We start from the raw sequence: 20,054 nt of genomic DNA, 5'->3' as shown, positions 1-20,054 counted from the left end.
TGATGAAATACCTCAAGTACTCCGGAATAGCCGGCGGGATAGTGTACTGGCTCTTCGTTGCCTGGAGCATAAGCCGAAACCCGTGGTTCTCGTTCTTTGAAAACGCCCTCAGCGACCTCGGGGCCGGTGGGGCAACGTCTCCGTGGATATACAACTACGGCCTGATTATCACCGCGGTGTTTGTGTTCGCCTTCTCGCTCTGCCTGATCCTCGCTGCAGGGAACAAGCTCGGGACGGTGGGTGGGGCATACGTCAGCATCTCCGCGATATTCCTTGCACTCATCGGTGTTTTTCCCGGCGGAACGAGGCCGCACGGATTCGTCTCGACGTACTTCTTCGTCCAGTTCTTTCTGGGAGCGCTGGTCTACGGCGCGGGTTCAGAGGATAGAGTTATCCGCTACGGTTCTGGGATTCTCTTCGCTCTGGCGGTGCTGGGAACCTTCATAAGCTGGCCGTCGGTGGCGCTGATAGAGACCTACGAGATAGCGCTGATAATGGCCTTCACCGTCATCGTCTCGGTTAGGATGCGGGATTGCGCACCAGGGCTTGGCCAGTGATTCGATGGGAAAAGAAAAGCCTCATATATCCCGAGGTTCAACATTTAATGATGAGCCGTATGCTGAATCACCGGAGGAGCGTTCTGGTCATTGTGGTGGGCCTTCTTCTGCTGATTGGAGTTGCTGGATACATATCTTTTCTCAAGAGTCACCGGCCGTATCCCGGCGATGTGAGGGGCTCCATCCTCGTCGACGGGCTGGAGCGGACGTACATAGTCCATTTTCCCCCGAATTTTTCAGAGGACGAGCATCTGCCCCTTCTGATAGCCCTCCATGGGGGCGGTGGAACCGGCTTTGACATGGAGCGCCTTACAAGGGGAGGCCTTAATATCCTGGCCGACAGGGAGCGCTTTGTCGTGGTCTACCCGGACGGCATAGAGAGGCACTGGAACGACGGCCGGAACCTATCGCGCTATCGCGCGCAGAGGGAGAACATAAACGACGTTGCGTTTATATCGGCGCTCATCGACCTGTTCGTGACGAAATACGGCGTGAACGGGAGCAGGATTTACGTTACCGGGATGTCGAACGGCGGGCTGATGACCTACAGGCTCGCCTGCGAGATTCCCGAAAGGCTGGCGGCGGTGGCGGTCGTCGGCGTCTCCATGTCCGAGAACCTCTACAACGACTGCCCCTCCGATAGCCCCCTCCCTATTCTGATGATACTTGGAACTGACGACCCCCTAGTCCCCTGGAACGGCGGTGAGCTCCACTTCGGGCCGGTTAAGCTTGGGCGGGTCGTTTCCATCGAGAAAACCGTTGGGTACTGGGCGGTCAGAAACGGCTGCACTGTAATGCACGAGAGGGAATACCTTCCGGACATCGACCCCGAAGATGGAACGCGCGTCTGGGTCGAGAGGTACTCGAACTGCACCGATGAGGCTGAGGTCGTCCTCTACGGTATCGAGGGCGGAGGGCACACGTGGCCGGGCGGCTACCAGTACCTCCCCCAGAGCATCATCGGGAGGACGAGCAGGGACATGGACGCCAACGAAATCATCTGGGAGTTCCTCAGTGCCCACCGGAGGAACGGCTGAGCTCCCAAAAAGTTATACGGCCTTTTTCCACACCCAGTATGTAAGCAGGTGTTCATTGAGGAGGTCTCGCCATGTCCCCCGTGCCGCCACCGATAAGAGGAAGATCCGACCGCTGGAGGGAGCTCACCCCGGAGCTTGCCGAGAGGGCGATAGAGACCGTGAAAAACGCCCTTCCCTTCTTTACGGCTGGAACGCCGATCGTCCATCACGCGCCCCACGGCGTTCACGTTGATGTTCCCGTGATGTACCTGAGCTTTGCCGTGGACAGGATTCACTACAACCCTGAGACGAAAACCCCTGCTCCAAAGGGCCTGCCGCCGGAGTCTATGGTGGCCGAAGTCAACCCGGAGGAGGTTAGGGAGCAAGTTCAGGCGCTATTGAGCGAACTCAGCGTTCTCAGTGGAGCCGAGTTCAGGGGGCCGGAGGATTGCTGGGTTGTGCCGGTGGCGTGGAAAAGCTTTATAATCCTGCACGTCCGCGTCTCGGCTGATGGCAAGGAGCTCATCCCGGATTACGGCCTTACAGAGGAGGTTAGGAGACACGGCGTTTGAGAGGCTGAAGGGCTTCGTAAGACGTGAGTGGTTCCTCACGGTACTCCTTGTGCTTTACCTAGTCCTGGTTCTCAACGACCCCTCCCTCCCAGGTAGAACGCCCGACCTGGTGGACTGGAGGAGCCTGGCCCTGATAACGTCGCTCATACTCGTCTCAAAGGGTCTTGAGCTGTCGGGAATCTTCACCCGCCTTTCCATTGGGCTCATATCGCTCTCCGGCGGCTCCGAGCGAAAACTGATGCTTCTCCTGATCCCCATCATAGCCCTCTCCTCAGCGGTGATAATGAACGACACCGCGATGCTCGTCTTCATACCCCTGGTCGTCATCACCGCTCGGCTCGCCGGGATAAACACTGCCCGCGCCGTCACGCTCTCGGCAATAGCGGCGAACGTCGGCTCGGCGCTGACTCCGATCGGAAACCCCCAGAATATCATAATCTGGAACACGTACGGCCTTTCCTTTCTGGGGTTCGTGGGGGCGATGCTGCTCCCCGTGACCCTGTGGCTCGTCCTCATCGTCCTCTTCACGCTCACGATACGGGAAAGGCCAATATCCATCGAGAGGCTACCCCCAGTGGCGATTAAAACGAGGCTCTTTGCCGCATCGCTCTTCCTTCTGATCGGGGACATACTCCTCGCCGAAACCGGAAGGCCGCTGTGGACCCTTCCGCTGACCCTGCTGGTTCTGCTCATCCTCGGCAGGGAAGCTTTGCTGGGCTTCGACTGGGCGTTGGTTTTGACCTTTGCCTTCATCTTCGTAGACTTCGGCGAGGTTGCCCGCCTGATTTCCGGCTCTTCCTGGCTTCCCTCTGGGGGACTGGTTCTCCTCCTCGCCTCGGCAGGTCTGAGCCAGCTCATCAGCAACGTTCCTGCGACGGTGGTCTTCATAGGCTCGCGGCCGGAGTGGCTTCCCCTCGCCCTCGGCGTGAACCTGGGTGGAACGGGGATAATAATCGGCTCCCTCGCGAACCTCATAGCCCTCCGCATCTCTGGAATCGGCATTAGGGACTTCCACAGGTTTTCGATTCCGTACTTTCTGATGGCCTTGGTGGTTTCGATTCTGATATTCCTGCTCTGATCTTTCAGAGGTCTCGAAATGGGAAGGTTTATAAGAACATTTGCACAACTGCTCAAATGTAGAGGTGAAGAAAATGACCGAGGTCTGCAAGGTGTACGAAGAGCATCTGGACAAAATCCTGGAGGCCCAGGCGAAGCTGCCCAGGGAGGAGAGCATACTCGAGGCGGCGGACTTTTTCGATGCCCTAGGGAACCCCACCAGGCTTAAAATCCTGCTCGCGCTCATGGAGGCCGGGGAACTCTGCACCTGTGACCTCTCGGCGATAACCAAGCTTTCCGTCTCGGCCATCTCACATCAGCTCCGCATCCTCAAGGACAGGAAGATAGTCGCATACCGCAAGGACGGCAAGAACGTTTTCTACCGCCTAGACGACGAGCACATCAGGAAACTCCTGAGGACTGCCCTCGAACACCTCTCGGAGGTAAAGTGATGCCGCAGAAGCTCGTCCTTGAGGGACTCGACTGCGCAAGCTGTGCATACGAGATAGAGGAGGCCCTCAAGAAGGAAGGCTTCGAGTTCGCGCTCGTGAACTTCACAACGAAGGAGCTGGTTATAGAGGGCGACGTCGAGAAGGCCAAGGAGATAGTGAAGAGGGTCGAGCCGGACGTTGAGGTTCTCGAAAAGGATGGGCATGACCACGCCCACGACCACAGTGAGACTGACTGGGGAACGGTTTACTCCATAGGCCTCTCGCTGGTTCTCTTTGCCGTTGGAATTGTGATGCGCTACCACTACGGCATTGATGACTGGGTGGTCTTCGGCATCTTCCTCGCGAGCTATCTGATGGCAGGCTGGCGTGTGCTGAGGAGTGCGGTGATCAACTCCCTCCACGGCAACGTCTTCGACGAGAACTTCCTCATAGCGGTCGCCACGCTGGGAGCCTTCGCCATTCGGGAATACCCGGAGGCAGTTGCCGTCATGCTGTTCTACGTCGTCGGCGAGTTCTTCCAGGACCTGGCGGTGAACCGGTCGCGGCGCTCCATAAAGGCACTGCTTGCGCTCAAGGCCGAGTATGCGAACCTGCTTAGGGACGGCGAGGTAGTTCAGGTGAAGCCGGAGGAGCTGAAGGCCGGCGACGTGATCCTCGTGAAGCCCGGCGAGAAGGTTCCCGTTGATGGTGTCGTCGCAGAGGGTGAATCCACCGTAGATACGTCCGCACTGACCGGCGAGAGCGTTCCAAGGGCCGTGCGGGAAGGAGAGGAAATCCTCTCGGGCATGGTCAACCTCTCCGGTCTCCTCAAGGTTCGCGTGACCAGAGAGCTTAGCGAGTCCACCATATCCAAAATCCTTGAGCTGGTGGAGAACGCAAGTGCCAGAAAGGCCAAGACCGAGAAGTTCATAACTCGCTTTGCCCACTACTACACGCCCGCCGTTGTGGGAATAGCCGCCCTAATAGCGACCGTTCCCCCGCTGATAACCGGAGACCCCTTCACCCCCTGGATTTACAGGGCTTTGGTCATACTCGTGATTTCGTGCCCCTGTGCCCTGGTCCTCTCCATACCCCTCGGCTACTTCGGCGGCATCGGAAGGGCGGCCAGAGAGGGAATACTCGTCAAAGGCTCCAACTACCTCGACACCCTCAAGGAAGCTAGCATCGTGGCCTTCGATAAGACCGGCACGCTGACAAAGGGCGTCTTCAAGGTCACAAAGGTTGAAACGAGGAACGGATTCGGGGAGGAAGAAATCGTCAGGTTCGCAGCTTTGGCAGAGGCTCACTCGAACCACCCGATAGCGAAGGCCATACGCGAGGCTTATGGGGGAGAAATCAACGAGGCCGAGATAGTCGAGTACGAGGAGATAGCCGGCCACGGCGTCAGGGCTAGGATAGACGGCGTCGAGGTCATGGTCGGAAACGACAGACTCCTCCACAGGTTCGAGGTCGAGCACGACACCTGCCACGTTAGGGGAACCGTCGCCCACGTGGTCATCAACGGGAAATACGCGGGCTACATAATAATCTCTGACGAGATAAAGGACGACGCACCCCTGGCGGTGAAGGAGCTCAAGCGCCTCGGGGTCAAGAAGGTCGTGATGGTGACCGGCGACAGCAGGGACGTTGCCGAGGAGATAGCGGAGTGGCTTGGCCTCGACGGCTTCTACGCTGAGCTCTTGCCGGAGGATAAGGTGCGGGTCATAGAGGAGCTTGAAGCGGAAGCCGAGGGAAGGGTTGTCTTCGTCGGCGACGGCATAAACGACGCACCGGTGCTTGCGAGGGCCGATGTGGGCGTTGCGATGGGTGCCCTTGGAAGCGACGCGGCAATAGAAACGGCCGACGTCGTCATAATGGACGACAAGCCCTCCAAGCTGCCCACGGGAATCAGGATAGCGAGGAAGACCCAGAGGATAGTGTGGCAGAACATAATCTTCGCCCTCGGTGTTAAGCTCGCCTTCATAAGCCTTGGAATCCTTGGGGAGGCGACCATGTGGGAGGCGGTCTTTGCCGATGTGGGCGTCGCCCTGATAGCGGTCTTCAACGCGATGAGGGTTTTGAGGTGAGGCTCCCTTTGTTTCCCCCTTTCAGCTCCTTCGCCATTCTATAGAACTCATAAGTCTTCCCTTCAAGCCCTACGGAGTGCTCCCTCTCAACGGAGTAGCCGAGTTTTTTGTATATGGCTATCGCCCTCTCGTTGCCCCTCTCAACGTCGAGGACTATTCTCTCTGCCCCGCTCTCCTTGGCGAGTCGCTCTGCTTCGAGCATAAGGGCCTTTCCGATGCCCTTCCCACGGAATTCTGGGTAAACTGCAACGTTGCTGACGTAGTAGTCTCCCCTTTCCAGTCTACCCGAACCTGATGTGGAACTTATGAACCCGGGAAGCTTCCTCAGAAAGTCGAAGCCGAGGCTCTTCATCATCAACCAGCCCGTTCTCTTCTCTTCCTTCTCCTTGGCCTCCCAGTTGTAGCTCAGGAGCATTCCTGCTATCTGTCCCCCGTAAATCGCAAAGACGACGTGCTCGTGGCTGAAAAGGTTTTGCTTTTCGAGAAAGAGCCTTCTGAAAAGCTCGGAGAACCTCGGTCCGAGCAGGGCCGGGAAGTACTCAGGCGCGGAAATTTCCATGAGTCTCGCGAAGTGCTCGGCCTCGGTTTTCTTCCCCTCTCCGGCCCTGAGAACTATCTCCATCATGGTTACTTTTATGAGGATGTCCATATAACCCTTTTTGGGAGCGGTGTGCTTATGATGGCCAAAACGGAGGTGCTCCGAAGGTTCCTCTCCACGCTTTCCCTCGGCTACATACTCTTCTTCTACTCGGAAACGATGTTCTGGGCGAGGTGGAGGCAGGAGGATACTCCCTTGGGGCTCGTAACGACATGGCTCGTCTACTCGGTTCTGGCCTTCTTCGTGCTCCTTATGGCGAACCGCTTCAGAGCCGGGGACGTTTACTCAGTTTTCCTCGTGGGGGCGGTCTTTGGCTGGCTCGTTGAGGGCGTCGTTGTTCAGACCGTTTACACGGATTTTCCCTTCGGCATCGTCTGGACGCCGCTGGCCTGGCACGCCCTCATCTCGGTTCTTGCCGGAGTCTATCTGGCGGGGAAGGCTCTGGGTGAGTGGAGCACTGCCAAGTCCGCCATGTTCTTTGCTTCTCTCGGGGCTTTCTGGGGATTCTGGGCTTCCTACTGGAAGCTCGAGGATGGCTACGCAGTGAGCCCCGAGAATTTTGCAATCTATGCGTTTCTCTCGACCCTCCTTTTGGTGGTTGCATACGCAGTCCTCCATGCCTCATCTCCCGGAAACTTTGAACCCAGGAGATTGGAAATCGGTCTCTTTACTGCCGTTCTGCTGTTTTTTGCCGCCTTTACTGTTCTGGCGGTTCCGTTTTCAATCCTTGCTCTCCCTCCGCTCATAGGGATTGCCCTCCACGCTCTGCGGCGGCTTGGAGGGGAGAACTTCTTCTCCGGCTATGGGAGAATAAAAGGGAGCAGATATTTCATGCCCCTCCTGATGCCGGTATTTGCCCTCCTGGTTTACACCCCTCTGAGGAACCTGTGGTTTGATGTCAACGTTCCGGTGGCGCTGGTCACCTCTGGAACTTCCATCGTTCTGTTTTTGAAGGCTCTTTATAAGGCTCTAAGAGGGATATCTTTTAATTTGGAAATCTGATGGTCTCTAATTTTCCATTTTGTTCATGATAACCCTATTAACGCTTCAAATTAAAAATAGGTTGACAAAAGAAAGGGTGATTGATTATGAACGACGAAGTCAATGATATGGAGAGAATGCGCGGTAAAATGGCTGACATGGAGAGAAAAGGGGGCTGCAAGGGTCACCACGGCAGGATGAAGGAAAAAGATGGTTACATGCACGTTAAAGAATCCGGAATGGGGTTTGACGAGACCGTTGAGAGAATCAGGGAAGGCCTGAATGAGGAGGGCTTTGGCGTCATCAGCGAGGTCAGGGTTGACCGGCTCTTCAAGGAAAAGCTCGGTGTTGATATGGAGCCGTACGTGATACTTGGCGCCTGCAACCCGAGGTTCTCAAGCCAGCTCATAGGCATCGACATCAACAGCGGCTCGTTCCTTCCATGCAACATGCTGGTCTACGTAAAAGACGGAAAGACCCACGTGGGACTTTTGCTTCCAACTAAAGCCATGAGCGTAACCAAGAACGACGAGCTGTTAAAGGTCACTGGTGAAGTTGAGAAGATTCTGTTGAATGTCATTGAGAAAATTTGAGGCATTTCTTTTTTGATAAATGACCTTATTGGGATTGAAATTTATAACGGTCCAGGGGTGATTCATGTGAAAAAAGATAATGAGAACAAAGCCGAACCTCGAATGACCCATTCCCATCCAGGGAAAGGTCCCACTCCCACCGGTGATCACGGGGAACACGGGGTGAACGGGCATCATGAACCCAGCCACAAAGATGGGGAGCACGGCCACGAACACGGAGGGGGTTCCCATGCAAAGCACCACGAGATGATGATGGAGGACTTCAAGAAGCGCTTTGTAGTCTCCGTGATACTAACGGTTCCGATTCTGATTCTGTCCCCGCTGATACAGAACTTCTTCGGCTTCGAGCTGACCTTCCCGGGAGACCGCTACGTTCTCTTTGGACTTTCCGCGGTGGTGTACTTCTACGGCGGCTGGCCGTTCCTGAAGGGCATGAGGGACGAACTGAAGAAGAAGTTACCCGGAATGATGACGCTGATAGCGCTGGCGATTACGGTTGCCTTCTTCTACAGCGCCGCGGTAACCTTCGGCCTGTCCGGAAAAACCTTCTACTGGGAACTGGCCACGCTTATTGACATCATGCTTATCGGACATTACATAGAGATGCGCTCCGTCCTCGGAGCTTCAAGGGCACTTGAGGAGCTCATAAAGCTCATGCCCACCGAGGCGCACCTCGTAACGCCTGAAGGAGTGAAGGATGTCCCTGTCAGTGAGCTGAAGAAGGGTGACGTGGTTCTGGTCAAGCCCGGCGAGAAGATACCCTCCGACGGCATCGTTGTCGAGGGGGAAACGAGCGTCAACGAGGCGATGCTCACCGGCGAATCGAAGCCCGTCTACAGAAAGCCCGGAGACGGCGTCATAGGCGGGTCCATAAACCTCGAGGGCGCGATAAAGGTCCGGATAGAGAAGACCGGAAAGGACACCTACCTGATGCAGGTCGTTGAGCTCGTCAGGCAGGCGCAGGAGACGAGGTCAAAAACGCAGGATCTGGCGAACAGGGCGGCTTTCTACCTCACGCTCATAGCCATAACAGCTGGAACGGTAACGCTTGGAGCGTGGCTCTACCTCGGCAAGCCCTTCGTCTTTGCCCTTGAGAGGATGGTTACTGTGATGGTCATAACCTGTCCCCACGCCCTCGGCCTGGCCGTTCCGCTGGTCGTTTCGGTCTCGACCTCGCTGTCGGCGAAGAAGGGAATCCTCATCAGGAACAGGGAGGCCTTTGAGAGGGCGAAGGATGTGAAGGTGGTCGTCTTCGATAAGACCGGAACGCTGACCGAAGGCAAGTTTGAAGTGACCGACGTAATAGCGCTGGACGAGCTCGGCGAGGAGGAGATCCTGAAGTACGCTGCTGCCCTCGAGTCCCACTCAAGCCACCCGATAGCCCAGGGAATAGTCGAGAAGGCCAAGGAGCTCGGCCTTGATCCCTACGAAGTCAGTGAGTCTAAGGTTCTTCCGGGCAAGGGTGTCCAGGGAGTCATCAACGGTAAAGAAGTCCTCGTTGTGAGCCCCGGCTTCCTGAAGGAAAACGGCCTGTGGAAAGAGGACGAGCGCGTCAATAAGGTCCTGGAGCAGGGCAAGACCGTTGTATTTTTGGTCATCGATGAAAAGCTCGTTGGTGCCCTGGCGCTGGCGGATAAGATAAGGCCCGAATCGAGGGAGGCCGTTGAAAAGCTCCACGAGATGGGCATAAAGGCCTACATGCTCACCGGCGACAACGCCAAGGTTGCAAAGTGGGTGGCTGAGGAGCTCGGCCTCGACGGCTTCTTCGCCGAAGTCCTGCCTCATCAGAAGTCAGAAAAGATAGTTGAACTCCAGAAGCAGGGATTGGTCGTTGCGATGGTCGGCGACGGCATAAACGACGCTCCAGCCTTGATCCAGGCAGATGTCGGGATAGCCATTGGAGCGGGAACCGACGTGGCGATAGAGAGCGCCGACATAATCCTCGTCAAGAACGACCCGAGGGACGTCATAACCGGGGTACACCTCGCCAAGGCAACCTACCGGAAGATGGTGCAGAACCTTGCCTGGGCGACGGGATACAACACCTTTGCGATTCCCCTGGCGGCAGGTGTGCTATACAGCTACGGAATCCTTCTCAGCCCCGCCCTCGGTGCCCTGCTGATGAGCATGAGCACGGTAATAGTGGCAATAAACGCGAGGTTCCTGAAGGTTTGAGGCCCTTTTCACTTTATTTTTTGCGAAAATTTTTGTTCGTTTCTTTTCATTTTGCCAATCATAAGCCCTATAGTCTTTACCACTGAGTAGTATTCGAGGAGATCAAAATGATGCTTGAAAACGTTAATCCGGACTTTCTGGTTCACATGGGAGAAGGAGAATGGGGGTGGCACGACATGATGGGATTCGGCTGGTTTGGCTGGTTCGGGGCGATATTCATGCTCCTGTTCTGGATTCTGATAATCGTTGGAGTGGTCTGGTTCATCAAATGGCTGGTGGAGCAGGGCTCGGGTGGAAGCACCGGGGCCTCAAAGAGCCGTGCCCTTGAGATACTCGATGAGAAGTACGCGCGGGGTGAAATAGACGACGAGGAGTACGAGAGGAGAAGGAGAAAGCTGCTTGGTGAGTAGGCATTTGTATTATCCCTTTTTCCGCGGGAATACGCTTTCTTCATTTTGAAAATTTGGAGGGGACGGGTTTCCAGAATGCCAACAATAAGCCCTATATCTCGCCGGACAAATGCATACATGAAGACAAAACCTGAGAGGTGATTGGAAATGGAGTGGAAGTCCCTGTTTATCGGACTCCTCATCGGAGCGCTCATAGCCCTTCCGCTTGGAATGGCTCACACTGGAGGATTTGAGATGGCCGAGAGAACCGGCCCGCGATGGGGCTTTGGCCCCGGAATGATGGGCTACGGTCACGCCGTGGACGGAGACATGTACGCGGAGATGGAGGAGCACATGGCGGACGGCAACTTCACCGGGGCTCACGAGGAGATGGAGTCAGCCATGGAGGGCTACATGGCCAGGTACATGGGCGCAGGCTGGGAGGAGAGACACGAGTACTGCGAGGGAGTCATGGGAGTTTGAGGAGAACGAATGAGTCTTCAGCTTCCCTCTTCCCCTTTTAGTTCCTCTTTTAGCTTGAACTTCTCGATGTTTTCCCGCGTTTTCTTAAACTCCCTCAAGCATGTCGGACAGCAGAAGAAGTAGACCCTGTTGTGGTACTTGTACACTATCGGCTCGTCCACAATCTCCTTGCCGCAGTAGTCGCATTTGAAGGGGACCTTTACCTTCGGCGGGTTCGCCCGCTCAAAGCTCTCCAGGATTGGCATTATCTCGATGACCTCAAAGCCGGCCCCCTCGATGACCCTTTTCAGTTCCCCCATGCTCTCGATGGCGATTTTTATGAGGTACTTTCTGCTCGTGAAGCGGTTTATCTCGATTATCTCCTGGAATTCTTCCATCCTCTCGGGCTCGTCCGTTTTGACGATGAGCGCAACGATGTTGTGGCCCCTTATCAGCTGGGGGTTGAGCTTGATGGTGTATCCCTGTATGATCCCCTCTTTCTCAAGCTTTTCAAGCCTAGATTTAACGGTCGGCCTGCTAACGCCGAGCCTCTCGGCAAGCTCCGAGACACTCAACCTGGAGTTGTCCATTAGGAGGTAGATGAGCTTCAGGTCGAGGGCATCGAGTTTCATCTTTATACCTCCATTACAACTTCATGCTTTCAACCTATAAAAATTGTGTTCCGATTTTCATCATACTGCCGTCTCGCGACTCTCGAGAATCAACATTCCCGTTTAATAGTGCTGGTTGGCGTCTCGTCTTTTCCTTGCCTAGAGACCAAATGACACAAGATTTATATCTCAGTTCTCCTTACATTCCATAGTGGTATGTATGGAAGCGAAAACTGCCGCTGCCGTTGTGGTGGCATTGCTTGTTGTCTCGACGGTAGCGGTTCATTCGGCCTTTGCAGGGGCCAGGCCCGCTTGGGTGACCGTTCAGTTTGAGAATTCTCGAAATGCGTACATCTTCATTAAAGTCCTCTATCCGGATGGCCTTCACGAGCTCTATTCTGGGAAGGTTAGATGGGGCGTGATTACCCTGAACCTGGCTTCGGTGAAGAGAGCCTGGAACGGGCACTACAGCCGAACGGGTATCCTCGCGGAACCACTGATTTTGATAACCCTGGTAAAGGATGGAAAGGCCTCGTTTCACGCGATTTCGTTGAACTGGGATGAGCTACCTGAAAAGGTTGTGATCACGCCGAAGTATCGAGTGACCGGAGTTAAAACAGGCTCCGAAGGGGCGTATCAGTCCTTGGAACGGTCAGTTCAGCATAACCTTTCAGTTGCACTGGCCGGGGTCATAAGCTCCGGAGACAGCTATGGAATCATCCACATGATAAAACAGCCGATTCCAGTTGGCTTTTCGTTGTATCTCCTTAGTGAGAATAACTGGGAGCGTTTGGGCTATCTGTATCTAACGAGCGATAGGGGAGACTCCGTTGAGGTGCCATTCACCCCAAACACCACCGCCATTATAGGAACCCGCCTCACCTATCGGTATGAACGGTGGAAAATAATCGCTGGCGGGTTTTCTTTCCGCGAGGAGTACCTCTATGTCATGGGCTTTGATTTAAAGTTCCGGCATGGGTTGGGGGACGTTTCTGAGGGAACCGCGGTTCTTCCCGTTGAAGAGTGGCGGCTTGCAAATCGATCGGTTGTGGGGTCGTATACCTCTCCGTATTATAGTATTGAAGCCAGTCCAGAAAAGTTCGGTATACCCCTCGGAGATTTCTTAGAGGTCCTCCGTGAGGAAGGTGTGGCATCCACCAACTCAATCGAAACGACAAAGGGCAAGGACATCACAATGGAGGTGAATGCCTCCTGGAAGGGAGAGCCTGCTTTCTCTCTCGGGATAATTGCTTACGGTGAGGTGGGGAAGGAATACTCAATCTTCGCAGGATATGGCAGAAAACCCGGCTCTGGTTGGATTCCCTTATTGGCCTTTTGTCTTGCGGAGGGCGCGGATGATTGTGAATAGAGTTTAAACGTTTCCACAATCTATAACTACTTCTGGCTCCTATCATTTGGCAGGTGAAAGCATGCCCGTCATAGAGGTTGAGAACGTTAGGAAGTACTACGGCGAAGTCAGGGGCGTTGATGGGCTGAGCTTCTCAGTCGAGAGGGGCGAAATCTACGGCTTCCTTGGGCCGAACGGTGCCGGCAAGACGACAACCGTTAAAATCCTGGTGAAAATCCTGAAGGACTACGAAGGGACCGTAAAAATCCTTGGAAAAGATCTCCGCAAGTGGGGGAAAGAGTATTACAACAAAATCGGTGTCTCCTTTGAGTTTCCGGCCGTTTATTCAAAGCTCACCGCCCTGGAAAACCTTGAGTTCTTCGCGAGCTTTTACAGAAAGCACCTCGATCCGCTGGAGGTTCTCAAACTGGTGGGGCTTGAAGATAAGGATAAGCTAGTCTCCGGCTTCTCCAAGGGAATGAAGAAGAAGCTCGATCTGGCGAGGGCTTTACTCCCCGACCCAGAAATCCTCTTCCTTGACGAGCCCATCGAAGGCCTCGATCCGGCGAGCGCGAGGAGGATAAAGGACCTGCTCCTTGAGATGCGTGAAAGCGGAAAGACCGTCTTCTTAACCACCCACAATATGTACGTCGCCGACGAGCTCTGCGACAGGGTTGCCTTCATCGTGGACGGGAAGATAGCCCTCGTTGGAAATCCGGGCGAGCTGAAGGTTAGAATGGGGAAACGCCTGATCAAGATCGACTATGTGGCCAGCGGCGATGTGAGGACCGCTGAGTTCCCGCTCGAAGGAATAGGCCAGAACGAGGAGTTCCTTGACATCCTAAGAAACTACGAGGTCGTGAGAATAAACACCGAGGAACCAACACTGGAGGAGATATTCCTCAAGGTGACCGGGAGGAGGCTCGTATGATAGGCGAGCTGGTGAAGCTCGACTTAAAGGTCGGAACTCGGGGCTACGTCTACCCGATATACCTGTTGGTGGCTTTAGCCTACGGGCTCATGGTCATGGCGTTTCCCGAGGGGTATCATTCAGTGGTGGTTCCAATTTTCCTCCTCTTGGAACCGGGTCTAGTTGGCTTCACCTTCGTCGGCACAGTCATCTTCGCGGAGAAGAAGGACGGGACGATAGGCGCCTTGGCCGTCACTCCCCTTGACTGGAGGAGCTACATCCTCGCCAAAACGCTCCCCATGGCGCTGGTTTCCCTCCTCGCGGGGGCACTTATATTCGTCCTCGGCACCCGCTCCCTTGACGGGCTGCCCTACGTTTTGGCGGGCACACTCCTGGTTTCGGCCGTCTACACTCTCCTCGGAATCGCGATTTCGGCCAAATACCGCGACTTGGATGATTACTTCGTCCCCCTCCTAGGAGTTATGGTGGTTTCCCTCCTCCCCTTCGCCCACTACCATGGCTATCTGACGAGCGGGATATGGAAGGTTCTCTACGTCATCCCAAGCTATCCAGCGCTCTACTTCTTCAGTGCCCCATTCGAAGAAATATCAACAAATACCCTGCTGTGGTCAGCGTTGGCCCTGATAATCTGGAGTGGCGTGGCATACAACCTCGCTAAAATCCGTTTTTACAGGTACGCGGTGGAGGGGTTGAGATGAGCTTTGTGCGAAAATTCGCCGCCATCTACAGGACCGACCTCAAGCTGCTCCGCAGGGACCCGATGCTCCTCTACAGCGTGGGAATGACCCTGGTGCTCCTCTTCGTCGTCCGCTACTTCAAGGACCGCATGGGGGAGCTTTACTACGGGATAGCCCTCTTCGTCCTGATATTCATTCCCATGATATTCGGCATGATCCCGGGCTTCATGATGGCTGACGAGAAGGAGGAGAAAACTATACAGGCTTTGCAGGTTATACCAATCTCCAGCGAGGCGTTTCTGGTTTACCGGCTCACGTGGGCTTCGTTAGTGACAATGCTCTTCACGGTAATAGCGCCGGGCATCCTTGGACTGGAGATTCCCCAAAAGGGAGTTCTGGCGCTGATCCTTCTCTTCCTGCTGGAGGTCTGGATTTATGGATTGCTCATTACCGTCTTCGCCGAATCAAGAATGCAGGCACTTACGGCATCCAAGGTCATCGGCTGGCTCCTGATCCTGCCGGTTGCAATAAAACTCGTCGTCCTGTGGAGGGACCTCTCAACGGACTGGAGCAAGCTGACGGCCTTCCTGCCGACGTACTGGACGTACAGGGTCTTCGAGGGTATAGCCCTGGGCGACTACAGTGACTTCCCGACGGCGGTGTTCGTGCATCTGGCTTGGCTCATCCCGCTGGTGGTGCTCTTCAGAAGAAGGGTGATTTAGCCCTTTTTACTTTTGAGAACATGAAAAGAATAGCTAAGAAGGAAAAGAGGCTCACTCGAGCTTCTTGTGGCAGAACCACCAGTCGTAGCACTCGATCTCTCCGCGGGCCTTGGCCTCCTCGCGCTCCTTGATGGCGTCGACGGTTCCGGCCGGCGGGACGATGGCGCGATCGCCGATGAGCTCGTTGTTGGGCCACTTGTGCGGCAGGGCAACGCCCTTCTCGGTGCTGGTCTTGAGGGCCTTGACGAGCCTGAGTATCTCGTCCCAGTCCCTGCCGACCTCGGCCGGGTAGTAGACTATCGCGCGAATGACGCCCTTGTCGTCGACGATGAAGACCGCCCTGGCGGTTATCGTGGCACCACTCGGGATCATGCCGAGGGTCTCGGCGAGGTCACCGCGGTCGTCGGCGATGACCGGGAAGGTTATCTCCTCACCGAGGTTCTCCTTTATCCACTCCATCCACTTCAGGTGGCTGAAGACCTGGTCAACGCTCAGCCCGATAGGCTCAACGCCGAGCTTCCTGAACTCCTCGGCGCGCTTCTGCATCGCGTAGAATTCGGTCGTACAAACCGGGGTGAAGTCCGCAGGGTGGCTGAAGAGAACGAACCACTTGCCCTTCTCAGTGAAGTAGTCGGGCAGCTTTATCCTGCCGTGGGTGGTGTTGACCTCAACCTCTGGGAACTTTTCTCCTATCACTACCATCTTCCATCACCTCATTTTTCTATGTTTTCTTCACTATAAACCTCACTGGTTCGGATATATAAACCTTTCGGTTCGTCTAACGGTATTAACTTTGTCGAATATCCAAGAATTTTAAGAGGTTTAAGGATAGGCGTGCAAAGAATGCCCATCATTGGTTGTCACAGTGAGAGATTGAAGGGGAAGGCATTGTCGAAAAGCTTGAAGAAAAAGCCCATTTTTGCCTCAAACTTTCTTAACTTCGACCCATGTTGAATGGTATGCAGAACCGTTCCCGTACTTTTCGACGGTTTCATCCCCCGTCAGAAAGTTTGCATTCCAGCCAAGGAGTCTAACCCAGAATGCCTTGTAAAGCATTACAACCCCCCGCGGAACGTTCTCCGTGAGCCTGGCCTCCGTTCTGATGCTCCCGTTGTCGTTAAAGACCTCGACGGTATCGCCGTTCGTAATTCCCCTATACAAAGCATCGGCAGGGTTGATGTAGAGGTTCGGGTCGATCATCCCATGTGTGTTATGGTACTGGCTCGTTATCGTCATCCGGTAAGTTGGGGTGAGGAGCCGGAGTGGATACTTCCCCTCGAACTTTCTGTACTCGGGAAACGGGCCTAGGCCTCTTCCAACAGCCCGCTGGGAGTAGAACTCGATCTTTCCGCTCGGCGTCTCCCACGTTCTCGGCTTTTCCGGGGCTTTGATAAATCCTCTGGCCTTTAACTCTTCCCAGCTCAGTCCGTTGAGTTCGAGAACCTTCTTTACGACATCCTCGTCGCTCTCGTAGAGGTAGGGATCGTCAATCCCAAGTGCCCTCGCGAGGAGTCGCGTAACCTCGCTGTTGCTCTTTCCGTGAAGCCTCGCGACCGGCTCGTTTAGAGCTATGTAACGGTGGTAATAGCTGTCTGCTATGTCAAGGCGCTCGAAAAAGGTGTTCGCCGGAAGGACAACGTCAGAGTACAGGGCCGTGTCGGTGAGGAAGATATCATGCGTGACCATGAAAACGTCGCTCTCCCTCAAAGCCTTCCTCAGCCGGTTTTGACTCGGCAGGCTAGCGAGGGGGTTGGAGTTGTAGACGTAGAGGAACTTTATCTCGCCCCGTTCGATGTATTCGGCAAGCTTTATCTGGGGAATTCTCTTAGCCGGTTTGGTTCGCAGAAAGGCCCCCTCGGCGTAGCTTTTGTCTATGGACTTCATATCGTAGATGAAGCCGAAGCGGTGACCTATCAGGGCCGGAAGGATGGCTATTGCCCTCACGGCCTCGCCGCCCGCCAGGGAGCGCTGAAGGCCGTAGCCTATATGGATTACTCCCCTCTTCTCGGCGAACTCCCTCGCGAACTCCTCAATCGTCTCGCGCTTCACTCCGGTCTCGCGCTCCACGAGGTCGAAGTCCAGTTTAATTACATAATTCTTGAATTCTTCAAAACCATAAACGTTCTCGCGGACGAAAGCTTCCTCGTGGAGTTCTTCCTCGATTATAACCTTCGCAACTCCAAGGGCAAAGAGAACGTCGGTGTCGGGCCTTATCTGGAAGAACCTGTCGGAGCGCTTGGCCGTTTCGGTTCTGACGACGTCAACCGTCCAGATTTCAAGACCGTGTTTCCTCGCCAGCATGAACCCGTGTAGGTTCGTCCAGAAGGCGTTTATTCCCCAGTAAACTATCAGCCTCTGGTTTTTGAGTTCCTCAGGCTCCATTCCAACTGCCGTCCCGTAGACGTCCCTCAGAGCCTCCTGACCGGCCCTGTCGCAGATGCCATGGTCGAGCATCGATGTGTTCAGGTAGTGAAAGAGCCTCAGCGGAAAGGCGTAGTTCACAACGCCCCTGTCACCGGCATATTGATAGACCAGGACGCTTTCGCTTCCGTGTTCTTCAATCGTCTTCCTCAGCTTCTTGGCAACGAGTTCAATGGCTTCCTCCCAGTTTGTCTCAATGAAGCTCCCGCTTCCCCTCTCGCCCGTCCTAACGAGTGGCCTTTTGAGCCTGTCCTCAGCGTGGAACCATTTCGGAAGAAGCGCGCCCTTCGGGCAGAGAAAGCCGGCCGTTACGGGGTGCTCCGGATTGCCGCGAACGCTTAGTTTCCCGTTTTTAAGCTCGCTCACCATCGCGCATGTGTCGTAGCAGTCGCGGGTGCAGACTGAGAAAGGCATGGGCATCACGGGGCGATCCTTATCCTCTCGGCCGCGTCCCTCTCGACGAGAACCTTCCCGAGGCTCCGGGGGATGACGACGAGGTCGCCCTCCCTGAACGGCCCGTATTCCCTCAGCTCGGGGTCGAGTATCTTCGGCAGGTCAACCTTGATTATGTAGGCCTCCCGCGGAACCCTCTTTTTTGGGGCCTCCCTCTCTGGAACCTCCTCACTCACCTCGACGGTCTCCTCGGGAACCTCGACTGGAATCTCCTCACGCTCTATAAAAGCCCTGAGTATTGTGAAAATCCGCCTCTCCTCTGAGGTCAGGCCGTAGGGGACGCCCTCAACGGCGAGGTCAACGATTTTATGGAGCCTGATTTTGATTATCTCACGCATGAGCTTCTCCGCTATGCCCAGCTGGGCGAGGTAAAGCCTCTCCTCGACATCCTCGCCCCTCTCACGGGAGCTCTCTGCACTGAGTTTTAGGGCCTTGATGAGGCTGTCGAACTCCTCGTAGAATTCTTCATCTAGTTCCGTCAGTTCCGGCGAGGAAAGCTCCGCCTCAAGCAGTTCCCTGAGCTTGACGATGTCCACGCTCCCACCAACCTAGGAAATTGAGAGAAAAAGAAATCAGTCCTCGACGCGCGGAGCGAGGAGGAATATCAGCTTGCCCTCGTCCCTTATCGGGTACTCCATCTGGAGGGGCATCTCGTTGCCGAAGCGGATTATAACCTCGTCGGCCTTCCCGATGCCCTTTATCATGTCCGCGAGGTAGCTGATTCCGTAGGCGCTCTTGGTCTCCTCCTCAACCTCGAGGTCGAGAAGTCCCTCATCCTCAAGGGTGAGCTTTATCTCGACCTCGTTCGTTTCGCCCTCGGCGCGCATTATAAACTCGTTCTCGCTGGCTATGAACTTGAGGGCGTCGCTGACGAGGGAAGCATCTTTAACGGCCTCCTTGAGGACCTCGCCGAGGACGACGACCTTGGCAGTGAACGGGAGCTCCGGAAGGTCGAGCTCGAGCTCCTCCACCTCGATGAGCGGGAGCTTGAAGGTTCTCTTGGCGGTGCCCTCGAAGATGACCTCAAGGAAGTTCTCGTCCCCCTTCCTGAGGATGAGCGTGTCCTTGTTCTTGCCACGCTTGAGTATCTTCTTGAAGTGGTCCATGTTGATTCCGATGGTTTCCTCTTCCTCCACCTCGTACTTGGAGAAGATGCTCTCCGGGAGGTTGAGGTCTATGAGAACGACCCTGCTCGGGTCCATGGCACGCATCCCAATTCCTTCCTCGGTTATCTTGAAGGCGGCCTCGTCTATGAGGTTGCTTGCGGTGGCTATAAGATCGGCGAAATCCTTGGCACCATCAAAAACTATCTCGAACGGCATCTTTACCCCTCCTTTAATATATCGAGCATCAGCCTAACCCTTTCTTTGCCGCGGAATAAATAAGCTTTTCCGTTGTCGGTGTCGGGTATCCTCCTGTAGGCTTCCTCAAGCTCCTTCAGGGCCTTCTCCGCGAGCTTTCTGAGGGTTTCACGTTCCAGTTCGTTCACTCGTACGACCTCCAGACGTGGCCGCACTTGGTGCACTTGTAGAATATCGTGCTCGGCTCATCACCGGCCCTCGTCTGGAGCTCCCACCAGTATGCGGTGTCGTTGCCGCACTTTGGGCAGGTGATCTTCGTCGTCGGCAGGGTCTTGACGTCCTGCTCAACGACGATGATTCCCTCGTCCGGCTTGTGTTCGACCTTCTGTTTTATGACGGTCTTCTCCCTGTCCTTCTGCTCGTCGAAGGGCTCCTCATAACCACATGAGCGGCAGACCCAGACCTTCCGTTTCCTGTCCGGAAGCATGAGGTTACCGCACTTTGGACAGAACTTCATCTTTCTCACCCCTTTAGCCGAGGGTTCGGTATGTGGGAGGAGAATAAAAAGTTTTGCCAGGTGGTGCCCATAAATTGGACGGAATTAGAAGCTCAGAACCTAATTTACTCAGGGGTAAATTACCCGGGAGTAAACTATATGCGGATGTGGTTGTGA

General features: G+C 55.0%; 23 protein-coding genes. 15 read left to right on the top strand and 8 right to left on the bottom strand.

All coding sequences use genetic code 11. The features are described from left to right. The first annotated feature begins 2 nt into the window (after positions 1–2). The 6 genes from CDI07_RS04855 to CDI07_RS04830 all read left to right on the top strand — a co-directional run bounded on the left by CDI07_RS04855 (position 3) and on the right by CDI07_RS04830 (position 5,719). Positions 3–557 carry a DUF998 domain-containing protein gene (locus CDI07_RS04855; protein WP_088180531.1) on the top strand — a complete coding sequence of 185 codons (555 nt, stop codon included), beginning with the start codon at positions 3–5 and terminating at the stop codon, positions 555–557. Positions 558–607: 50 nt separating this feature from the next. Then, positions 608–1,594 (top strand): PHB depolymerase family esterase, encoded by a 987-nt coding sequence (locus tag CDI07_RS04850; RefSeq protein ID WP_168169237.1) that lies wholly within the window; start codon positions 608–610, stop codon positions 1,592–1,594. Between the two features lie 71 nt (positions 1,595–1,665). Further along, entirely contained in the window at positions 1,666–2,145 is a 480-nt protein-coding gene (locus tag CDI07_RS04845) for a hypothetical protein (protein ID WP_088180529.1), read from the top strand. Further along, positions 2,084–3,223, top strand: coding sequence for an SLC13 family permease (locus tag CDI07_RS04840; protein ID WP_226996616.1), 1,140 nt, complete (start codon positions 2,084–2,086; stop codon positions 3,221–3,223). Before CDI07_RS04845 ends, CDI07_RS04840 begins: the two co-directional genes overlap by 62 nt. A gap of 73 nt (positions 3,224–3,296) precedes the next feature. Then, complete coding sequence (locus CDI07_RS04835) at positions 3,297–3,653, top strand: helix-turn-helix transcriptional regulator (RefSeq protein WP_088180528.1); 357 nt, start codon at positions 3,297–3,299, stop codon at positions 3,651–3,653. Next, positions 3,653–5,719: a heavy metal translocating P-type ATPase gene (locus CDI07_RS04830; protein ID WP_088180527.1), complete on the top strand. Its 2,067-nt coding sequence runs from the start codon at positions 3,653–3,655 to the stop codon at positions 5,717–5,719. The genes CDI07_RS04835 and CDI07_RS04830 overlap by 1 nt, the downstream gene beginning before the upstream one ends. On the opposite strand, the gene CDI07_RS04825 is transcribed toward CDI07_RS04830, so the two are convergent. Next, positions 5,694–6,344, bottom strand: a complete 651-nt coding sequence (locus CDI07_RS04825) for an N-acetyltransferase (protein WP_088181547.1) — start codon at positions 6,342–6,344, stop codon at positions 5,694–5,696. The two genes, CDI07_RS04830 and CDI07_RS04825, sit on opposite strands and share 26 nt — an antisense overlap. A gap of 51 nt (positions 6,345–6,395) precedes the next feature. On the opposite strand from CDI07_RS04825, the gene CDI07_RS04820 reads away from it, so the two are divergent. From CDI07_RS04820 to CDI07_RS04800, 5 genes are all read left to right on the top strand, one after another. Continuing rightward, positions 6,396–7,319: a hypothetical protein gene (locus tag CDI07_RS04820; RefSeq protein ID WP_226996615.1), complete on the top strand. Its 924-nt coding sequence runs from the start codon at positions 6,396–6,398 to the stop codon at positions 7,317–7,319. An 86-nt stretch (positions 7,320–7,405) separates the two neighbouring features. Next, positions 7,406–7,891 (top strand): DUF302 domain-containing protein, encoded by a 486-nt coding sequence (locus CDI07_RS04815; RefSeq protein WP_088180526.1) that lies wholly within the window; start codon positions 7,406–7,408, stop codon positions 7,889–7,891. A gap of 252 nt (positions 7,892–8,143) precedes the next feature. Beyond that, on the top strand, positions 8,144–10,066 hold the full coding sequence (locus tag CDI07_RS04810) for a heavy metal translocating P-type ATPase (protein ID WP_088181545.1): 1,923 nt from the start codon (positions 8,144–8,146) through the stop codon (positions 10,064–10,066). A 107-nt stretch (positions 10,067–10,173) separates the two neighbouring features. Next, positions 10,174–10,476, top strand: a complete 303-nt coding sequence (locus CDI07_RS04805; RefSeq protein WP_088180525.1) for an SHOCT domain-containing protein — start codon at positions 10,174–10,176, stop codon at positions 10,474–10,476. Positions 10,477–10,623: 147 nt separating this feature from the next. Next, positions 10,624–10,938 carry a hypothetical protein gene (locus CDI07_RS04800; protein ID WP_088180524.1) on the top strand — a complete coding sequence of 105 codons (315 nt, stop codon included), beginning with the start codon at positions 10,624–10,626 and terminating at the stop codon, positions 10,936–10,938. A gap of 17 nt (positions 10,939–10,955) precedes the next feature. Here CDI07_RS04800 and CDI07_RS04795 read toward each other — a convergent pair whose 3' ends face one another. Further along, positions 10,956–11,549 (bottom strand): TRASH domain-containing protein, encoded by a 594-nt coding sequence (locus CDI07_RS04795; RefSeq protein WP_088180523.1) that lies wholly within the window; start codon positions 11,547–11,549, stop codon positions 10,956–10,958. A gap of 190 nt (positions 11,550–11,739) precedes the next feature. On the opposite strand from CDI07_RS04795, the gene CDI07_RS04790 reads away from it, so the two are divergent. The 4 genes from CDI07_RS04790 to CDI07_RS04775 all read left to right on the top strand — a co-directional run bounded on the left by CDI07_RS04790 (position 11,740) and on the right by CDI07_RS04775 (position 15,206). Next, on the top strand, positions 11,740–12,897 hold the full coding sequence (locus CDI07_RS04790) for a hypothetical protein (RefSeq protein WP_145954976.1): 1,158 nt from the start codon (positions 11,740–11,742) through the stop codon (positions 12,895–12,897). A 61-nt stretch (positions 12,898–12,958) separates the two neighbouring features. Further along, a complete protein-coding gene (locus tag CDI07_RS04785; RefSeq protein ID WP_088180521.1) occupies positions 12,959–13,807 on the top strand; it encodes an ABC transporter ATP-binding protein in 849 nt (282 codons plus the stop codon). Continuing rightward, positions 13,804–14,505 (top strand): ABC transporter permease, encoded by a 702-nt coding sequence (locus CDI07_RS04780; protein ID WP_088180520.1) that lies wholly within the window; start codon positions 13,804–13,806, stop codon positions 14,503–14,505. The genes CDI07_RS04785 and CDI07_RS04780 overlap by 4 nt, the downstream gene beginning before the upstream one ends. After that, entirely contained in the window at positions 14,502–15,206 is a 705-nt protein-coding gene (locus CDI07_RS04775) for an ABC transporter permease (protein WP_088180519.1), read from the top strand. Before CDI07_RS04780 ends, CDI07_RS04775 begins: the two co-directional genes overlap by 4 nt. A gap of 51 nt (positions 15,207–15,257) precedes the next feature. Here CDI07_RS04775 and CDI07_RS04770 read toward each other — a convergent pair whose 3' ends face one another. From CDI07_RS04770 to CDI07_RS04750, 6 genes are all read right to left on the bottom strand, one after another. Further along, complete coding sequence (locus tag CDI07_RS04770) at positions 15,258–15,908, bottom strand: peroxiredoxin (protein WP_088180518.1); 651 nt, start codon at positions 15,906–15,908, stop codon at positions 15,258–15,260. Between the two features lie 222 nt (positions 15,909–16,130). After that, positions 16,131–18,041, bottom strand: a complete 1,911-nt coding sequence (locus CDI07_RS04765; protein ID WP_088180517.1) for a molybdopterin-dependent oxidoreductase — start codon at positions 18,039–18,041, stop codon at positions 16,131–16,133. 5 nt (positions 18,042–18,046) lie between these two features. Beyond that, positions 18,047–18,616: a hypothetical protein gene (locus tag CDI07_RS04760; RefSeq protein WP_088180516.1), complete on the bottom strand. Its 570-nt coding sequence runs from the start codon at positions 18,614–18,616 to the stop codon at positions 18,047–18,049. Between the two features lie 36 nt (positions 18,617–18,652). Further along, positions 18,653–19,402, bottom strand: coding sequence for a DNA polymerase sliding clamp (locus CDI07_RS04755; protein WP_088180515.1), 750 nt, complete (start codon positions 19,400–19,402; stop codon positions 18,653–18,655). Positions 19,403–19,404: 2 nt separating this feature from the next. Further along, entirely contained in the window at positions 19,405–19,569 is a 165-nt protein-coding gene (locus tag CDI07_RS10175; RefSeq protein WP_167892235.1) for a hypothetical protein, read from the bottom strand. Continuing rightward, on the bottom strand, positions 19,566–19,898 hold the full coding sequence (locus CDI07_RS04750) for a transcription factor S (protein WP_088180514.1): 333 nt from the start codon (positions 19,896–19,898) through the stop codon (positions 19,566–19,568). Before CDI07_RS04750 ends, CDI07_RS10175 begins: the two co-directional genes overlap by 4 nt. Between the last annotated feature and the right edge of the window lie 156 nt (positions 19,899–20,054).

The sequence above is a fragment of the Thermococcus sp. 5-4 genome (genome assembly GCF_002197185.1).
GTDB classification, from domain to species: domain Archaea; phylum Methanobacteriota_B; class Thermococci; order Thermococcales; family Thermococcaceae; genus Thermococcus; species Thermococcus radiotolerans.
The sequence above is the reverse complement of the archived record's forward strand: the minus strand, read 5'-3'. Positions and strand labels throughout refer to the sequence as shown.

Coding starts and splice junctions, on each gene's coding strand:
- CDI07_RS04855 (WP_088180531.1), top strand. CDS start 3: ATGAAATACCTCAAGTACTCCGGAATAGCCGGCGGGATAGTGTACTGG.
- CDI07_RS04850 (WP_168169237.1), top strand. CDS start 608: ATGAGCCGTATGCTGAATCACCGGAGGAGCGTTCTGGTCATTGTGGTG.
- CDI07_RS04845 (WP_088180529.1), top strand. CDS start 1,666: ATGTCCCCCGTGCCGCCACCGATAAGAGGAAGATCCGACCGCTGGAGG.
- CDI07_RS04840 (WP_226996616.1), top strand. CDS start 2,084: ATGGCAAGGAGCTCATCCCGGATTACGGCCTTACAGAGGAGGTTAGGA.
- CDI07_RS04835 (WP_088180528.1), top strand. CDS start 3,297: ATGACCGAGGTCTGCAAGGTGTACGAAGAGCATCTGGACAAAATCCTG.
- CDI07_RS04830 (WP_088180527.1), top strand. CDS start 3,653: ATGCCGCAGAAGCTCGTCCTTGAGGGACTCGACTGCGCAAGCTGTGCA.
- CDI07_RS04825 (WP_088181547.1), bottom strand. CDS start 6,344: ATGATGGAGATAGTTCTCAGGGCCGGAGAGGGGAAGAAAACCGAGGCC.
- CDI07_RS04820 (WP_226996615.1), top strand. CDS start 6,396: ATGATGGCCAAAACGGAGGTGCTCCGAAGGTTCCTCTCCACGCTTTCC.
- CDI07_RS04815 (WP_088180526.1), top strand. CDS start 7,406: ATGAACGACGAAGTCAATGATATGGAGAGAATGCGCGGTAAAATGGCT.
- CDI07_RS04810 (WP_088181545.1), top strand. CDS start 8,144: ATGGAGGACTTCAAGAAGCGCTTTGTAGTCTCCGTGATACTAACGGTT.
- CDI07_RS04805 (WP_088180525.1), top strand. CDS start 10,174: ATGATGCTTGAAAACGTTAATCCGGACTTTCTGGTTCACATGGGAGAA.
- CDI07_RS04800 (WP_088180524.1), top strand. CDS start 10,624: ATGGAGTGGAAGTCCCTGTTTATCGGACTCCTCATCGGAGCGCTCATA.
- CDI07_RS04795 (WP_088180523.1), bottom strand. CDS start 11,549: ATGAAACTCGATGCCCTCGACCTGAAGCTCATCTACCTCCTAATGGAC.
- CDI07_RS04785 (WP_088180521.1), top strand. CDS start 12,959: ATGCCCGTCATAGAGGTTGAGAACGTTAGGAAGTACTACGGCGAAGTC.
- CDI07_RS04780 (WP_088180520.1), top strand. CDS start 13,804: ATGATAGGCGAGCTGGTGAAGCTCGACTTAAAGGTCGGAACTCGGGGC.
- CDI07_RS04775 (WP_088180519.1), top strand. CDS start 14,502: ATGAGCTTTGTGCGAAAATTCGCCGCCATCTACAGGACCGACCTCAAG.
- CDI07_RS04770 (WP_088180518.1), bottom strand. CDS start 15,908: ATGGTAGTGATAGGAGAAAAGTTCCCAGAGGTTGAGGTCAACACCACC.
- CDI07_RS04765 (WP_088180517.1), bottom strand. CDS start 18,041: ATGCCTTTCTCAGTCTGCACCCGCGACTGCTACGACACATGCGCGATG.
- CDI07_RS04755 (WP_088180515.1), bottom strand. CDS start 19,402: ATGCCGTTCGAGATAGTTTTTGATGGTGCCAAGGATTTCGCCGATCTT.
- CDI07_RS04750 (WP_088180514.1), bottom strand. CDS start 19,898: ATGAAGTTCTGTCCAAAGTGCGGTAACCTCATGCTTCCGGACAGGAAA.